Here is a 12,808-nt window from a genome sequence, read left to right as displayed (position 1 = left end):
CCGGGGCTTCTACAATCACCGCACGCCCCTCGACCGCAGCCGCCTCCCCCGCCCGCAGTTCCGCCCCGGCCCCCGAAGGAACCCGATGACCAGCGTCGACGAACCGGCACGACCCGGCACGCGCACCCGCGACGCCGCCCGCACCCGGGCCGAGATCCTCGACGTGGCCACGCGGGAGTTCGCCCGGGCCGGCTACGACGGGGCCCGCGTCGACGAGATCGCCGCCCGCACCCGCACCACCAAGCGGATGATCTACTACTACTTCGGCGGCAAGGAGCAGCTGTTCACGGCCGTGCTGGAGCGGGCGTACGGCGTGATCCGGGAGGCCGAGCAGCAGCTCGACGTCGAGCACCTGGACCCGGTGGCGGCCATCCGGCGCCTGGCGGAGGTGACCTTCGACCACCACGAACGGCACCCGGACTTCATCCGCCTGGTCTCCATCGAGAACATCCACGACGCCGAGCACATCGCGTCCTCGGAGATGCTGGCGAGCATCGGCTCCCCGGCCCTCGACGTGATCCGCCGCATCCTGGAGGAAGGGCAGCACTCCGGCCTGTTCACGGCCGACGTGGACGCCGTCGACCTGCACGCGATGATCAGTTCCTTCTGCTTCTTCCGGGTCGCCAACCGGCACACCTTCGGCGCCCTGTTCGGCCGCGACCTCATCGCCCCGGACCAGCGCGAGCACTACCGCAGCATGCTCGGCGACATGGTGATCGCCTACCTGACGGCGGAGCGCGCGGCGGACTGAGCGTCCGGGCTCCGGGGCGGCGGGACCCCTTGACACGCGGGAGACGTGCGCGCAACATCCCTTCCCAACCGCGACTAACTACCCAGTGGGTTAATTAGCCGATCGGCACTTCTCCCCTCCGCTCACTCCGCCTACCGTGGAGTCCCCCGAAGGAGCAACGCCGTGTCCGTCCCCGCCCCCGCCTCCCAGGGCGCCGCCCCGCCCGGCCAGCCGAAGAAGGCGGCGACCGCCGCCTGGATCGGCAGCGCGCTCGAGTACTACGACTTCTTCATCTACGGCAGCGCCGCCGCCCTGATCTTCCCCGAGATCTTCTTCGACGAGTCCGACCCGGCCACCGCGACCCTGCTGTCGCTGGCCACGTTCGGTGTCGCGTACGCCGCCCGCCCGGTCGGCGCGTTCTTCCTCGGCCACATCGGCGACCGCATGGGCCGCAAGAAGATCATGGTGTTCACGCTGATCCTGATGGGCGTCTCGACGTTCCTCATCGGCTGTCTGCCCACGCGCGACCAGGTCGGCACGCTCGCCCCGGTCCTGCTGGTGCTGTGCCGGATCCTCCAGGGCATATCGGCGGCGGGCGAGCAGGCCAGCGCCAACTCGATGACGCTCGAACACGCGCCGCCCGGCAAACGCGGCTTCTTCACCAGCTTCACCCTCAGCGGCACCCAGGGCGGGCAACTGCTCGCCACCCTGGTCTTCCTCCCCGTCGCCGCCCTTCCCGAGGAGCACCTGCTGGCCTGGGGCTGGCGTGTGCCGTTCTGGCTGAGCGTCGTGGTCGCGGTCGTCGGCTACGTCATCCGCCGCAGGCTCGACGAGACGCCGGCCTTCACGCAGCAGACCGCCACGGAGGGCGTCGTGAAGATGCCGCTGGCCGTGCTGGCGCGCGACCACTGGGCGGACGTGCTGCGGGTGGTCGCGGGTGCGCTGATCGCCTCGGTCAGCACGATCTTCACGGTGTGGGCGCTGGCGTACGCCACCAGCGACTCGGTCGGCATGTCCCGTACCGCGATGCTGTGGGTGGGTGCCCTCGCCAACGTCGTCGCGCTCGCCGCCATCCCCCTGTGGGCGACGCTGTCCGACCGGATCGGCCGGCGCCCGGTGTACCTGATCGGCGCGGTGGGCAGCGCGGTGACGATGTTCCTGTACCTGTGGGCGATCTCGACCGGCTCGTACGCGCTCACCTTCCTCACCGGCATCATCGCCTTCGGCGTCGTCTACAGCGCCGCGAACGGCGTGTGGCCCGCCTTCTACGGCGAGATGTTCTCCACCCGGGTCCGGCTGTCCGGCGTGGCGATCGGCACGCAGATCGGCTTCGCGGTGGCCGGGTTCGCGGTGACGTTCGCGGCGCAGATCGCCGGTCCGGACGGCGACGACTGGTTCGCGGTGGCCCTGTTCACGGCGGCGCTGTGCGTCCCCCCGGTGATCGCCGCGCTGTCGGCCCGGGAGACCCACCGGGTGCCGACGGAGGAGCTGGGCGAGCGGGTCCCGGCTCGGAGCACGCGGCCGGAGACGGTGACGGCCTGAGGCGATGGCCGCCGGCCCGCCGCCCGTGACGCGGCCGCCGGCGGCTTCACGCGGGCATGACGGCGGCGTCCAGCAGCGGGCCGAGTTCGCGGGCGACGGTCGTCAGCGCCCGGACGTCCCGCTCGGCGCGGGCGATGACGACCGCGCCCTCCAGGGCGCTGATCATCAGCGTGGCGAGCGGCTCGGACCGGGCCGCGGGCACGCCCATGCCGGTCAGCGCGTCGGCGACGGGCCGGGTCCAGGTGGCGAAGGCGTCGGCGGCCGCCTCGCGGGTGGCGTCGCTGCTCCCGGCGCAGTCCACCGCCGCCGCCGCGACCGGGCACCCGGCGGCGAAGCCGGCGGTCTCGTACTCGTCGGTCCACTGGGCCACCATCGCCGCGAACAGCCCGCTCGGCGTCGGCCGCTCCATCGCCGCCAGGAAGCGGTAGACCCTCTTGGCCGCGTACCGTCCCGCCCATCGCAGGGCCTCGCCGACCAGTTGTTCCTTGCCGCCGGGGAAGTAGTGCTGGAGCGAACCCCGGGGCGCCCCGGCATGCGCGGCGACGTCGCGCATCCCGGTCGCCTGCACGCCGTCGCGGCGGATGAGCTGGGCGGCGCTGAAGACCATCCGCTCCCTCGGTCCCCGTTCGGGCTTCCCCATCGCCGGCCTCCCTGCACCGTCGCGCGCCGTCCACCGCGCCCGCGGCGGCGCGCGACCACTCTATGACGGCCGTCATGAACAGAGCTACTATGACGAGTGTCATAGCCCGAGGGCGCACCGAGCGGCGTGCCCGTGGCGGACGGACGGGTGGTGCGTCATGCGGGTCGGTTTCATCGGTCTCGGCGTCATGGGTCAGCCGATGGCGCTGCGCCTGGCGGACGCCGGGACACCGCTCGTGGTGTTCAACCGCACGGCGGCACGGGCCGAGCCCCTGCGCACGGCCGGCGCCGAGGTGGCGACCGGTCCCGCCGAGGTCTTCGAGCGGACCGGCACGGTGTTCCTCATGCTCGCCGACGAAGCGGCGACGGACGCGGTCCTGGTACGCGGAACGCCGGGGTTCGCGTCCCGCGTCACCGGGCGCACGGTCGTCCACATGGGCACCACGTCACCGCAGTACTCACGCCGCCTGGAGGCCGACGTCCGCGCGGCGGGCGGACGCTACGTCGAGGCGCCCGTCTCCGGCTCCCGCGTACCGGCGGAGAACGGCCGGCTGGTGGCGATGCTGGCCGGCGAGGAGAGCGCGGTGGCCGAGGTCGCGCCGCTCCTCGCTCCCCTGTGCCACGAGTCGTTCGTGTGCGGCCCGGTGCCGGACGCGCTGCTGACGAAACTGTCGGTGAACCTGTTCCTGATCACTCAGGTGACCGGCCTCGTCGAGGCCTTCCACTTCGCCGAACGCCAGGGTCTGGACCGCGGCCGCTTCCTCGACGTGCTCGAAGCCGGCCCCATGGCCAGCGCCGTCTCCCGCATGAAGGCGCCGAAGCTGCTGGCGGGCGACTTCAGTGTGCAGGCCGCGGCCCTGGACGTCCTGAAGAACAACCGGCTGATCGCCGAGGCCGCCCGCGGGGCGGGGCTCGCCTCCCCCCTCCTCGACGCCGCCCACGCCCTGTTCGAGGAGACGGTGGCCCTCGGACACGGCGGCGAGGACATGGTGGCGGTGCTGCGCGCGATCGAGGCGCGTACCGGCGCGCGCGGCGGGTCCTGAGGTCTGAAGGCGCCCCCGCGGGGTATGCCGGACGCACCTCGGTGAACGACAGGGAGGCGATGGGCATGGCACCGCTGCGGCAGGAGACCGACGCGGACGCGGCAGGACTGGACGCGAAGGCGCTGGACCGGCTCGACCGGCACTTCGCCGGGCAGGTCGACGAGGGGCGGCTGCCCGGGTTCCTGGTGGCCGTCGCCCGCGGCGGGCGCGTCGCCCACCTGACCGTGCACGGCCTGCGGGACGTCGCGGCCGGGCTGCCCGTGACGGCCGGCACGCTGTGGCGGATCTACTCCATGACCAAGCCGGTCACGGCGGTGGCCGTGCTGATGCTGGTGGAGGAGGGACGGCTGTCGCTCGACGACCCGGTGGACCGGTACCTCCCGGCGTTCGCCGAGCCCCGCGTGTACGTGGAGGGGCCCGCGGACGACGCGGTCACCCGGCCGGCCGCCGGGCCGGTCCTCGTCCGGCATCTGATGACCCACACCGCCGGGCTGACCTTCGGCTTCTACCACGCCCACCCGGTCGACGCGCTGTACCGGGCGGCCGGCCTGGAGTCGTCGGTGCGGCCGGGCGCCGGCCTGGCCGAGACCGTCGACCTGTACGCCGGGCTGCCGCTCCAGTTCGAGCCGGGCACGCAGTGGAACTACTCGGTGGCCAGCAATGTGCTCGGGCGGCTCGTGGAGGTGGTGTCCGGGCAGCCCCTCGACGCGTTCTGCGCCGAACGGATCTTCGGCCCGCTCGGCATGACGGACACCGGGTTCCACGTGAGCGACGAGCAGGCGGACCGGCTGGCCGAGCTGTATGGCGAGACGGACGACGGCGGCATCGAGCCGGTCCCCGGACTGCCGCTGCGGGGCGGCCGGCCGCGGTTCCTGTCGGGCAGCGGCGGCCTGGTCTCGTCGGCGTACGACGTGCACCGCTTCGCGGAACTCCTGCGGCGCCGGGGCGAACTCGACGGTGCCCGCCTGCTCGCCCCCGCGACGGTGGACCTGATGACCCGCAACCACCTGCCCGGCGACGCCGACCTGCGCGCCTTCGGCAGCCGCCCGGCGCACGACCGGCCCGGCAACGACGGTGTCGGCTTCGGCCTCGGGGTCTCCGTGGTGATCGACCCGGGCCGCACCCAGGCGCCGTCCGGGCTCGGCACGTACGGCTGGAGCGGGGTGGCGACGACCACCTTCTGGGTCGACCCGGAGCACGACCTGACGGTGCAGTTCATGACGCAGGTGCGGCCGAAGTCCTCGCACTCGGTCTACCCGGACCTCAAGCGTCTGGTGGCGGCCGCCGTGGTGGACTGACCCTCTTTTCGGCTCAGGACGACAGGTGTGCCACCGCGTCGAGGTGGGGCAGGTGGTGGTCGAGCCGTTCCCGCTTGGTGCGCAGGTAGGTGATGTTGCTCTCGCACGGCGGTATCAGCAGCGGCACCTGCTCGGTGACCTCGATGCCGTGCCGCACCAACGCCTCCCGCTTGCGCGGGTTGTTGGACATCAGACGCACCGAACGCACCCCCAGGTCGGCCAGGATGCGGGCGGCCACGCCGTAGTCGCGGGCGTCCACCGGCAGGCCGAGGGCGAGGTTCGCCTCCACGGTGTCCAGGCCCTCGGCCTGCAACGCCATCGCACGCAGCTTCGCGAGCAGCCCGATGCCGCGCCCCTCGTGCCCGCGCAGATAGACGACGACACCGCTTCCGGCGGCGGCCACCTCCCGCAGCGCCGAGGCGAGTTGGGCGCCGCACTCGCAGTGCCGGGAGCCGAAGGCGTCGCCCGTCAGGCACTCGGAGTGCAGCCGGGTGAGCACACCGTCGGTGCCCGGATCGCCGTGGACGAGGGCGACTTGCTCGTCACCGCGCTCGTGGTCGACATAGCCGTACACCCGGAATTTGCCGTACACGGTGGGCAACGGTGTCACCACGACGCGCTCCACGTCCGTGCGCTGCGCCGCCTTTTTGCCGAGTACACCAATTTTTTCGGTCATCATTCTCGCGTTCCTCAACAGATGCTCTAATGGCTCAACAGTTTTTTCGACCGAGACGAAAGGCCGTGCGGAAATGGATGTCTCACTGGTGCCGGCGGACACGACCGAGGACGTGCGCGGGCGGGGCGCCGGAGCGCCGCGCCAGGTCGCGGTGCTGCCGGTGGGCAGTTACGAGCAGCACGGGCCGTATCTGCCGCTGGCGACCGACACGCTCGTCGCCTGCGCCATCACCCGCCGCATCGCCGCCGCCTACCCGGTGCACCCGCTGCCGCCGGTGACGATCGGCTGCTCGCACGAGCACGCGGACTGGCCGGGGACCGTCAGCGTCTCCGCGGTGACCCTGCACGCGGTGGTGCGGGACATAGCGGAGTCCCTGCGGCGCTCGGGTGTCGACGCCCTGGTCGTGGTGAACGGCCACGGCGGCAACTACGTCCTGGGCAACGTCGTCCAGGAGGCCTCCGCGCGCGGCGAGCGGATGGCGCTGTTCCCGGCCGCGGAGGACTGGGAGACGGCCCGGGAGCGGGCGGGGGTGGCGACCTCGCTGCTCACCGACATGCACGCGGGGGAAATAGAGACCTCCGTTCTTCTGCACACGCATCCCGAATTGGTCCGGCCCGGTTACGAGGCGGCCGATTTCGTCGCGGACGACCGGCGTCATCTGCTCTCCCTCGGTATGTCCGCCTATACGGATTCCGGTGTCATCGGGCGCCCGTCACTCGCTTCGGCGGAAAAGGGGAAGGAACTGCTGGCGAGCCTCGCGGATTCCTTCGGGGCGTATTTCTCGGTCCTGACGGCGGCGGACGTGCCCCGGCAGGGGGGCGAACGCGGGTAGTGCCCGCCGGGGCCGCCCTCGGCCGCCGCCGGCACCGCGCGTGTCCCCCCGTACCGGCGTGCGACGAGGAGGACGGCGCCGGGCAGGCTCGCCACGAGGCTGAGCACCCCGTACACCGCCGCCACGCCCAGTCCGGTGCCGGCACCGAGCCCGGCCGCGCCGAACGCCCAGGCGGTGACGCCCTCCCGGGGGCCCCAGCCGCCGACGTTCAGCGGCAGCGTCATGGCGAGCAGCGCGAGCACGGCCAGCGGTGTCAGTACGGCGACGGGGGCGCCGCTGCCGGCCACGCGGGCGGCGAGGACGAACATCGCGAGGTACCCGGCCAGGACGACGGCCGACGACACCGCGACCCACGGCAGGTTGCGCCGGGACAGCAGCGCTTCGCGCGCCTCGGCGAGCATCGCCCGCCGCCTCCCGTGGGAGGGCGCACGACGCACACGCAGGGCGAGGACGACGGCGAGCGCCCCGGCCAGCGCCAACCCCGCGAGCGGCGCGATCTGCCGGGCCCCGGCCAGCACCGGGGACGGCATGGTGAGCAGCACGACGACCGCGACGAGCATCAACGCCACCTGCCCGGCGGCGCGTTCGAGGACGACGGACCGCACTCCGCGCCCCAGGTCTCCGGCGATACGCCCGTACCGCACCGCGCGGTGCACGTCGCCCAGGACACCGCCGGGGAGGGCGGCGTTGAGGAACAGTGCTCGGTAGTAGTCGGCGACGGCCGGTCCGAGCGGCAGCCGGATGCGCAGCCCCCGGGCCACCAGGGCCCAGCGCCAGGCGCTGAACACGGTGGTGACGAGCCCGATGCCGAGCGCCGCCAGCAGCGTGGGCCCGTCGATCCCGCGCAGCCCGCTCAGGAGGGGACCGGTCCCCGTCCGCCACAGGAGCACGCCGAGGATGATGAGGCCGGCGAGAGTTCCCAGGCGGGTGCGCAGGGCGGCCCGGCGGCGGGGCGGGGCGCCGTCGCCGCCGGTGGTGACGGTGGTGGTGGTCGAGGGGTGCCGGCGCGTCGCCACCGCCGGCGCGCTCACGGCGTACCGCCCGTGGGCCGGCACAGCGCCAGCAGGTCGGTGTGGTGCACGACGACGCCCAACTCCCCCGCGGCACAGGCGGCGAGACGCTCCTCCAGGTACCGGCGGGCCGGCTCGCCCAACTCCGGCCGCTGCTCCACGGCCGCGCCGACCCAGCCGCGCAGCCACTGCTCGGCGAGCGCTGCCTCGTCCGGGCCCAGCCTCCATTCACTGGGGTGCTCCCGTACGGTGGCACCGTGCGCGGCGAATGCCTCCGCGGCGCAGGTCACCGCGTCCGGACCGAGCATGCCGGCGCGCCGTTGATGCTCGTTGAACGCCTCGACGATCTCGGCGTCCAGGGGGTGGGCGGGGGTGAGTTCGACCCGCCCGGCGACGGAGAGCGTCAGCAGAGCCGGGCAGCCCACCGCGGCGCAGGCGGCGGCGAGGGCGCCCACCTCCTCCGCGGTGAGCACGTCCAGCAGCGCGGACGCCGTCACCAGCCCGGCGCCGGCCAGCGCGTCCGGTGTGAGCCGGGCGAGGTCGCCGCGCCGGGTCTCGACGGTGACGCGGCTTCCGTCCGCCGCCGAACGTGGTGCGCCGACGGCGGCGAAGTGCAGGAGGTAGGGGTCGCGGTCGTGCAGCACCCAGTGCTGGGCGCCGTCGAGAAGCGGGGCGAGCCAGCGTCCCATCGAGCCGGTGCCGCAGCCCACGTCGTGCACGACCAGCCCGTCCGCCCGGCTCGGCAGGTTGGCGAGGCGGATGCGGAGCGGGTCGAGCAGATCGTGCGCCCGAGCGGCGCCGTCGGCGGGCTCACGGAGCCGCAGCCACTCGGGCGCGAAGCGCGGCGGGGCGTCGGGGTGTTCGGGGGTGCCGGGGGCGGCGGGGGCGCGGAGGCGGAGGGTGGCTCGCTCGGCGGCGGGCGGGGCGGGGCCGTCGGTGAGCTGCCGTCCCGTGACCGGCGGGGCGGCGGGTGCGGTGGGATTGTGGGCGAGTGCTCCGGCCCGGTCGATGCCACTGCCGTCCGCGAGCCCCTCATCCTGCCGTTCCTCGCATCGGCCGGGACCGTCCTCGCTCCGCGTGCCCCCCGGGTCCGCACGCTCGCTCGGCCGTCCGACGGCCCAGGCGGCGGGCCAGCCGGCGGACACGGCGGGCGAGGCCGGCTCGTCGGCCACGGCGGGCAGGTCCGCGCTCCGCGCCCCCTGTCGTCCCCCGGCGGACACCCCCCACGGCTCCGCCGGTCGTCGCGTCGGCCGGCCGCCGGCCGGTCCGGCGCCGGGGAGCACACCGTTCGTGGACTCGGCGGCGTCCTGCGGGCCGGGCTGGGCCGGAATGGCTCCCGCGGCCGGTGCCGTCGTCTTCCTCATGCCGCCCTCCGGGGTCCGTCCGTCAGCCGGTGCAGTACCGCGGCCAGGTTCCGGGCCGTGACCGCCCAGCCGTTCAGGGCCGCGCGGCGCCCTCGTGCCGCGGCCTTGAGCCGGCGCCGTACGTCCGCCTCGCCGAACCAGCCCCGCAGTTCGGCGGCGAGCGCGGCGGGCTCCTCCGGCGGGACGAGGATGCCGGGCACCCCGCCGTCGGGGGCGCGCCCCACCGCCTCCGGCAGGCCGCCGACGTCGGTGGCCAGCACGGGAATGCCGCGCGCGAGGGCCTCCGTCACGGCCATGCCGTACGTCTCGGCGTAGGAGGTGAGGACCAGGAGGTCGGCGGTGGCGTAGGTGGCGTCCAGTTCCGCGCCGGAGCGCGGTCCGGCGAGCACCAGCCGTTCCGCCAGGCCGTGCCCCGCGATCCGCTCCCGCAGCCGGCCGACGTACTCGGGGTCGTGCCCGAGCCCGCCGACGCACACGCAGCTCCACGGCAGGTCGGCGACGGTCGCCAGCGCCTCCACCAGCCGGTGCTGGCCCTTGCGCGGGGTGACGGCGGCGACGCACACCAGCCGGGAGACGCCGTCGGTGCCGGGCGCGAGGGGCGCGATGTCGGCGCCGGGCGCGGCGACGTGGACGCGGGCCGGGTCGAGCCCGTGGTGGGAGACGAGCCGGCGCACCGCCCAGTCGCTGGTGGCGACGACCGCGGGGACGGCCCGCAGCACCGCGCGCTCGCGGGCGTCCAGCCCGGCGGCGACGGCGGTATCGAGGCCGGTCTCGTCGCCGAGCGGGAGGTGGACGAGGACGGCCATGCGCAGCCGCTCCGCCTCCGGGACGACGATCTCCGGTACGCCGCAGGCGACCAGCCCGTCGAGCAGTACGACGGCTCCGTCCGGCAACCGCCGCAGGGCACGGGCGAGTCCGGCGCGTGCGGAGTCGTCCGGCCGTGGCCAGGCCCCGCCGACGGGCAGCCCGCGCACCCGCCAGCCGAAGCCGGGCAGGTCCAGCCGCACGCGCCGGTCGTAGGCGTTGCCGCCGCTGGGCGCGGCCGGGTCGTCGACCCCGCCGGGCATGACGAAGTGCACGGAGCGCAGGGACATGGGGACGATTCCACCGTTCCTCGGGGCGGCCGTCGTCTGTGCGGGCACGTAGGCGAGACGAGCGCGTCCCGGAGTCGGCGTCGGGGGAACCGCCGGTTCGGTCGACATGTCCGTCACAGCGTACGCTCGTAACTCGCCCAGGCGACGTGCGACTCGTGCAGGGTCACGGTGAGGCCGGCCAGGCCCCTGGCCCCCTCGCCGAGCGCGCCCTTGCGCACGCGCTCGGCGAGCCGGTCGGCGACGACCTTCGCCAGGAACTCGGTCGAGGTGTTGACGCCGGCGAAGTCCGGTTCGTTGTCGAGGTTGCGGTAGTTCAGCTCGCTGACGACGGCGGCCAGTTCCCGGGTGGCCAGTCCGATGTCGACGACGATGTTGTCGTCGTCCAGCTGCTCGCGCCGGAAGGTGGCGTCCACCAGGAACGTCGCTCCGTGCAGGCGCTGCGCCGGCCCGAAGACCTCGCCGCGGAAGCTGTGGGCGATCATGATGTGATCGCGGACGGTGATGCTGAACAACGGACGACCCTCCAGGTGTGGCACGTCTGGTCTGGTCCCCCGCCTGTCGCTGCGCGGGGTACCGTCCTTTACGGCCGGGTGCCTGCCCGTGTTCAGCGGCCGCGGCTCTTTCTCAAGGTCAGGCGCCGATGACTCGGTGCGGCCTCAGTCGTCGTCCCCGGCATACCTGATCCGATGGCACAGGGCGGGGACCTCACCGGAGGCCAACCCCGGCATGACGTCGGGCAGTTCGGCGAACGCGGACTCGCCGGTGACGAGCGCGTCCAGCGCCGGGTCGGCGAGCAGGTCGAGGGCGAGGGCGAGCCGGTCGGCGTAGGTACGGGTGGCCGCGCGCACCGGGGAGACGGTGCCGACCTGGCTGCCGCGCAGGGTCAGGCGCCGGGAGTGGAAGGCCTCGCCGAGCGGGAGGGCGACGCTCCGGTCGCCGTACCAGCTGAGTTCGAGGACGGTCCCCTCGGGCCGCAGCAGCTCCAGCGACCGGGCGAGTCCCGCCTCGGTCGCGCTGGCGTGCACGACGAGATCGAGGCCGCCGAGGGCGTCGCCGGGGGACGCGAAGCCGACACCGAGCGCGTCGGCGGCCTTGGCACGTTCCGGGTCGGTGTCGACCAACTGGACGCGGACGCCCGGGAAGCGGGCCAGCAGCGCGGCCACCGAGCAGCCGACCATGCCGCCGCCGACTACGGCGATCCGGTCCCCGACCAGGGGCGCCGCGTCCCACAGCGCGTTGACGGCGGTCTCGACGGTGCCGGCGAGCACGGCCCGCCCGGCGGGCACGGCCGGGGGCACCGGGGTGACGGCGGCGGCCGGGACGACGTACCGCGTCTGGTGCGGGTACAGGCAGAAGACGGTCCGGCCGACGAGGTCCCCCGGCCCCGCCTCCACCACCCCCACGTTGAGGTAGCCGTACTTCACCGGCCCCGGGAAGTCGCCCTCCTGGAACGGCGCGCGCATGGCGGCGTACTGGCTCTCGGGCACCCGGCCGCCGAAGACGAGCGTCTCCGTGCCCCGGCTGACCCCGCTGAAGAGCGTACGCACCAGCACCTCGTCCGCCCCCGGCTCGGGCAGCCGCACCTCGCGGATCACGCCCCGGCCGGGCGAGTCGAGCCAGAACGCACGTGCGGTGCCTGTCATCGGATGTCCTCCTGAACGATCGCGAAGCCGCCCACGTACCGAGGGATGCACGAGCCGCGCACAGTAGCGGCGTCGATCGACTCTGTCACTCGGCCGGAGGGTGTTCGGTGGCCCTGAACAACACGTACGACGCTTACGGAACCTACGACGCGAGGCCCGTTCAGCAGGAGACCGCGGTGGGGGCGGCCGCGCAGATACTCCTGCTCGCGCTGCTCGGTACCGCGATCGGCATGGGCACCGCGGGCTGGCTGACCGGCCTGGCCTTCGCGCTGGCGTCCTGGGCGGTGCTCTCCAGGGCCCTGCACCGCTCCCGGCTGCCGTCGTTCGGCCCGGCCAACCGGGTCACCCTCGGCCGGGCCACCCTGGTCGGCGGGGTGACGGCACTGGTCGCGGACTCCTTCAGCGGCGCACCGCCCGTCTCCCTCCTCGTCGGCCTGACGGCCGTGGCCCTGCTCCTGGACGGCGTGGACGGCAAGGTCGCCCGCCGCACCGGCACCTGCTCCCCGCTGGGCGCCCGCTTCGACATGGAGGTCGACGCGTTCCTGATCCTGGTGCTCAGTGTGTACGTCGCGGCGGACCAGGGCCCGTGGGTACTGCTGATCGGCGGCATGCGTTACGTCTTCGTCGCCGCGGCCCGCGTGTGGCCGTGGCTGACCGCCCCGCTGCCGCCGAGCACGGCCCGCAAGACGGTGGCCGCGCTGCAGGGCGTGCTGCTGCTGGTGGCGGGCGCGGACCTGCTCCCGCGACCGGTCAACGCGGGTGTGGTGACGCTGGCGTTGGGGCTGCTGGTGTGGTCCTTCGGCCGGGACGTGCTGTGGCTGTGGCGGACGTCGCGGATGCCGCGGACGACACTGGCGCGGGCGGCGGTGCGGGAGCCCGTCGCCCGGTGAGCCGGGTCGCGGAGCCTTCCCCTCGTTCGCCATCGGCAGCTTGCTGT

12 protein-coding genes and 1 pseudogene are annotated in these 12,808 nt (G+C 74.1%); 6 read left to right on the top strand and 7 right to left on the bottom strand.

What is annotated here, in order from left to right:
- Window positions 1-85: 85 nt before the first annotated feature.
- Both AMK11_RS27075 and AMK11_RS27070 read left to right on the top strand, forming a co-directional pair.
- Entirely contained in the window at window positions 86-751 is a 666-nt protein-coding gene (locus tag AMK11_RS27075; protein WP_073730668.1) for a TetR/AcrR family transcriptional regulator, read from the top strand.
- Between the two features lie 162 nt (window positions 752-913).
- The gene (locus AMK11_RS27070) at window positions 914-2,272 is read left to right on the top strand and encodes an MFS transporter (RefSeq protein WP_073730667.1); all 1,359 of its coding nucleotides are present in this window, start codon (window positions 914-916) and stop codon (window positions 2,270-2,272) included.
- Between the two features lie 46 nt (window positions 2,273-2,318).
- Here AMK11_RS27070 and AMK11_RS27065 read toward each other — a convergent pair whose 3' ends face one another.
- Window positions 2,319-2,912, bottom strand: a complete 594-nt coding sequence (locus AMK11_RS27065) for a TetR/AcrR family transcriptional regulator (RefSeq protein WP_073730666.1) — start codon at window positions 2,910-2,912, stop codon at window positions 2,319-2,321.
- Window positions 2,913-3,069: 157 nt separating this feature from the next.
- On the opposite strand from AMK11_RS27065, the gene AMK11_RS27060 reads away from it, so the two are divergent.
- Window positions 3,070-3,954 carry an NAD(P)-dependent oxidoreductase gene (locus AMK11_RS27060; protein WP_073730665.1) on the top strand — a complete coding sequence of 295 codons (885 nt, stop codon included), beginning with the start codon at window positions 3,070-3,072 and terminating at the stop codon, window positions 3,952-3,954.
- 65 nt (window positions 3,955-4,019) lie between these two features.
- Window positions 4,020-5,252 carry a serine hydrolase domain-containing protein gene (locus AMK11_RS27055; RefSeq protein WP_073730718.1) on the top strand — a complete coding sequence of 411 codons (1,233 nt, stop codon included), beginning with the start codon at window positions 4,020-4,022 and terminating at the stop codon, window positions 5,250-5,252.
- Between the two features lie 13 nt (window positions 5,253-5,265).
- Here AMK11_RS27055 and ribA read toward each other — a convergent pair whose 3' ends face one another.
- Window positions 5,266-5,928 carry a GTP cyclohydrolase II gene (gene ribA, locus AMK11_RS27050; RefSeq protein WP_073730717.1) on the bottom strand — a complete coding sequence of 221 codons (663 nt, stop codon included), beginning with the start codon at window positions 5,926-5,928 and terminating at the stop codon, window positions 5,266-5,268.
- A gap of 73 nt (window positions 5,929-6,001) precedes the next feature.
- Here ribA and AMK11_RS27045 point away from each other — a divergent pair.
- Window positions 6,002-6,724 (top strand): annotated as a pseudogene (locus AMK11_RS27045) (creatininase family protein); the annotation flags it as partial.
- On the opposite strand, the gene AMK11_RS39265 reads toward AMK11_RS27045, so the two are convergent.
- The 5 genes from AMK11_RS39265 to AMK11_RS37855 all read right to left on the bottom strand — a co-directional run bounded on the left by AMK11_RS39265 (window position 6,610) and on the right by AMK11_RS37855 (window position 11,871).
- Window positions 6,610-7,815 carry a lysylphosphatidylglycerol synthase transmembrane domain-containing protein gene (locus tag AMK11_RS39265; RefSeq protein WP_073730663.1) on the bottom strand — a complete coding sequence of 402 codons (1,206 nt, stop codon included), beginning with the start codon at window positions 7,813-7,815 and terminating at the stop codon, window positions 6,610-6,612. The pseudogene AMK11_RS27045 and the gene AMK11_RS39265 sit on opposite strands and share 115 nt — an antisense overlap.
- Window positions 7,788-8,780, bottom strand: coding sequence for a class I SAM-dependent methyltransferase (locus tag AMK11_RS38040; RefSeq protein ID WP_241847095.1), 993 nt, complete (start codon window positions 8,778-8,780; stop codon window positions 7,788-7,790). Before AMK11_RS38040 ends, AMK11_RS39265 begins: the two co-directional genes overlap by 28 nt.
- 350 nt (window positions 8,781-9,130) lie before the next feature.
- Entirely contained in the window at window positions 9,131-10,336 is a 1,206-nt protein-coding gene (locus tag AMK11_RS27030) for a glycosyltransferase family 4 protein (protein ID WP_073730716.1), read from the bottom strand.
- Between the two features lie 5 nt (window positions 10,337-10,341).
- Window positions 10,342-10,740 carry a 6-pyruvoyl trahydropterin synthase family protein gene (locus AMK11_RS27025; protein ID WP_073730661.1) on the bottom strand — a complete coding sequence of 133 codons (399 nt, stop codon included), beginning with the start codon at window positions 10,738-10,740 and terminating at the stop codon, window positions 10,342-10,344.
- A gap of 144 nt (window positions 10,741-10,884) precedes the next feature.
- Window positions 10,885-11,871, bottom strand: a complete 987-nt coding sequence (locus AMK11_RS37855; RefSeq protein WP_073730660.1) for a zinc-dependent alcohol dehydrogenase — start codon at window positions 11,869-11,871, stop codon at window positions 10,885-10,887.
- A 107-nt stretch (window positions 11,872-11,978) separates the two neighbouring features.
- On the opposite strand from AMK11_RS37855, the gene AMK11_RS27015 reads away from it, so the two are divergent.
- Window positions 11,979-12,761, top strand: coding sequence for a CDP-alcohol phosphatidyltransferase family protein (locus AMK11_RS27015; RefSeq protein WP_073730659.1), 783 nt, complete (start codon window positions 11,979-11,981; stop codon window positions 12,759-12,761).
- The last annotated feature ends 47 nt before the right edge of the window (window positions 12,762-12,808 follow it).

The sequence above is a fragment of the Streptomyces sp. CB02414 genome, from assembly GCF_001905385.1.
Lineage (GTDB): Bacteria > Actinomycetota > Actinomycetes > Streptomycetales > Streptomycetaceae > Streptomyces.
This window is presented reverse-complemented; position numbering and strand designations above follow the sequence as displayed.

What these genes read in the sequence shown, in the direction of transcription:
- AMK11_RS27075 (WP_073730668.1), top strand. Translation starts at nt 86, where the DNA reads ATGACCAGCGTCGACGAACCGGCACGACCCGGCACGCGCACCCGCGAC.
- AMK11_RS27065 (WP_073730666.1), bottom strand. Translation starts at nt 2,912, where the DNA reads ATGGGGAAGCCCGAACGGGGACCGAGGGAGCGGATGGTCTTCAGCGCC.
- AMK11_RS27060 (WP_073730665.1), top strand. Translation starts at nt 3,070, where the DNA reads ATGCGGGTCGGTTTCATCGGTCTCGGCGTCATGGGTCAGCCGATGGCG.
- AMK11_RS27055 (WP_073730718.1), top strand. Translation starts at nt 4,020, where the DNA reads ATGGCACCGCTGCGGCAGGAGACCGACGCGGACGCGGCAGGACTGGAC.
- ribA (WP_073730717.1), bottom strand. Translation starts at nt 5,928, where the DNA reads ATGACCGAAAAAATTGGTGTACTCGGCAAAAAGGCGGCGCAGCGCACG.
- AMK11_RS27030 (WP_073730716.1), bottom strand. Translation starts at nt 10,336, where the DNA reads ATGTCGACCGAACCGGCGGTTCCCCCGACGCCGACTCCGGGACGCGCT.
- AMK11_RS37855 (WP_073730660.1), bottom strand. Translation starts at nt 11,871, where the DNA reads ATGACAGGCACCGCACGTGCGTTCTGGCTCGACTCGCCCGGCCGGGGC.